General features: G+C 66.9%; 2 protein-coding genes. One reads left to right on the forward strand and one right to left on the reverse strand.

Features of this window, described 5'->3' with window-relative positions:
• Nucleotides 1-124: 124 nt before the first annotated feature.
• A complete protein-coding gene (locus WAW85_RS02335) occupies nucleotides 125-784 on the reverse strand; it encodes a ferritin-like fold-containing protein (protein WP_422558049.1) in 660 nt (219 codons plus the stop codon).
• A gap of 191 nt (nucleotides 785-975) precedes the next feature.
• Here WAW85_RS02335 and WAW85_RS02340 point away from each other — a divergent pair.
• Nucleotides 976-2,241: DEAD/DEAH box helicase (locus tag WAW85_RS02340; protein ID WP_422558050.1), on the forward strand; the 1,266-nt coding region annotated here is incomplete at its 3' end.

Consider the following 2,241-nt stretch of genomic DNA (forward strand, 5'->3'; position numbering starts at 1 on the left):
GCCTTGTAGACCTTGTCCGCGCCGTCCTTGGACGTCAGCGACAGTTCACGGGGACTGTTTTCGATACCGATCTTGACCTCAACGCTCATGACCGGAAGCGTACCCGCCCCGGCCGTCGCGGGCGTCAGGCGAGCGAGAGGTCGGCCATCCGCTCGCCATGTCGCTGCGCCATCGCGTCGAAGAAGACCGCCGCGTTGGCGATCGCACTGACGCCAGTGAACAGCAGGTCGGTCACCTCCGGATCTTCGGCGAGCACCCATTGCATGTGCGTGATCGCCTCGCCGAGCAGCCGTCGACCCCAGAGCGTCAGCGGCCCCGCAACGTCCGGATCAGCAGCCACGGCCGCACGCACCTCGTCCCGCGCCCAGTCCATCGAGGCCGAATCCGACGCCACCCGCTGCAACACGTCGCGCGCGGACGGCGGCAGGGTGGACCGCAACTCGGCGGTGAAGTCTGCCGCCAGCCCATCGCCGATATAGAGCTTCACCAGCGCTTCCAGCCAGTTCCGCGGTGACGTGGTGCGGTGATAGCGGTCGAAGACTCCGCTGTGCCGGTCGATCGCGGCGACCGGCTCGCCCCCTGCTGCCCGTACCCGCTCGGACAGCACCTCCAAGTGCCCGACTTCTTCGGCAATCACCCGCATCAGTGCCACCCGATCGGCGGTGCTGGGCGCCATCGCCGCGTCATCGATGAACCGCCGGACCGCGGCATATTCACCGGCCAGGAAGATCTCGTAGAGCGTGACCGTCGCGGACGTTTCTGGCGGCTCCGGAGTGTTCGACATGGGGCCACTCTAAAGCGACGGGTTACACTGTGACCAGACGCCCGGCCAGCGAAGCTTTGATCACCGCTGCGCGCGTCTGATTATGAGCGCGCACCAAGATCGCTCGCGCCGGCGAACCACAGAGTTCCCGCCGGACCCCGCAGGGCCTGACGAGTGCGTGCACGACGCACACGAGAGGTACCTGAAAACATATGACCACCACCGTGGACCCCAACGAAGCGATCCAGACGACCATCGTCGACGAGGATCACCAGTCCCCCACCTTTGCCGAGCTCGGCGTCGATCCGGCGATCGTCGCCGCCCTGGCGTCCGACGGCAAATCGAACACCTTCGCCATCCAGGAGCTGACCCTGCCGTTAGCCCTCGGCGGCAGCGACCTGATCGGTCAGGCCCGCACCGGTATGGGCAAGACCTACGGCTTCGGCATTCCGCTCTTGCACCGCCTGGTACACGCCGCCGACTACGGCCTGCGCCCGCTCGACGGCACCCCGCGCGCCCTGGTCATCGTTCCGACCCGCGAGCTGTGCATCCAGGTGTACGAGGACTTGAGCATCGCGGCCAAGGGCGTGAACGTCACGCCGGTCACCACCGGCGAGGACGGCACCGAGCAGTCCGGCCCCCAGCGCCCGTTGAAACTGACCGCGATCTACGGCGGCCGCCCTTACGACTCACAGATCGCCGAGTTGCAGTCCGGCGTCGACGTGGTCGTCGGCACGCCGGGTCGGCTGCTTGACCTCGCCCAGCAGGGCCACTTGGTGCTCGGCAAGACCGCGATCCTGGTACTCGACGAGGCCGACGAGATGCTCGATCTGGGCTTCCTCCCCGACATCGAGCGCATCATGAGTGCGTTGCCCACTCCGCGCCAAACCATGCTGTTCTCGGCCACCATGCCCGGTCCGATCGTCACCCTGGCGCGCACCTTCCTGACCCAGCCAACGCATATTCGCGCCGAGCAGGCCAATGATTCGGCCATTCACGAACGCACCACCCAGTTCGTCTACCGTGCGCACGCGATGGATAAAGCCGAGCTGGTGGCCCGCATCCTGCAGTCCGACGGTCGCGGCGCGACGATGGTCTTCACCCGCACCAAGCGGACCGCCCAGAAGGTGGCCGACGACCTCGCCGAACGCGGTTTCTCCGTCGGCGCCGTGCACGGCGATCTGGGCCAGATCGCCCGCGAGAAGGCGCTCGGCCGGTTCCGGGACGGCACCATCGACGTCCTCGTCGCCACCGACGTCGCTGCCCGCGGTATCGACATCGATGACGTCACGCACGTCATCAACTACCAGTGCCCCGAGGACGATAAGACCTATGTGCACCGGATCGGCCGCACCGGTCGCGCGGGCCGCACGGGTACCGCGATCACCTTTGTCGACTGGGACGAGCTGCACCGGTGGGAGCTGATCGACAAAGCCCTCGACCTGGGCATGCCTGCCCCGGTGGAGACGTATTCGACG

It is taken from the genome of Gordonia sp. (in: high G+C Gram-positive bacteria) (genome assembly GCF_049299075.1).
Classification (GTDB): domain Bacteria; phylum Actinomycetota; class Actinomycetes; order Mycobacteriales; family Mycobacteriaceae; genus Gordonia.

Excerpts from the sequence above, each read along its gene's own strand:
- WAW85_RS02335 (WP_422558049.1), bottom strand. The coding sequence starts at position 784 with ATGTCGAACACTCCGGAGCCGCCAGAAACGTCCGCGACGGTCACGCTC.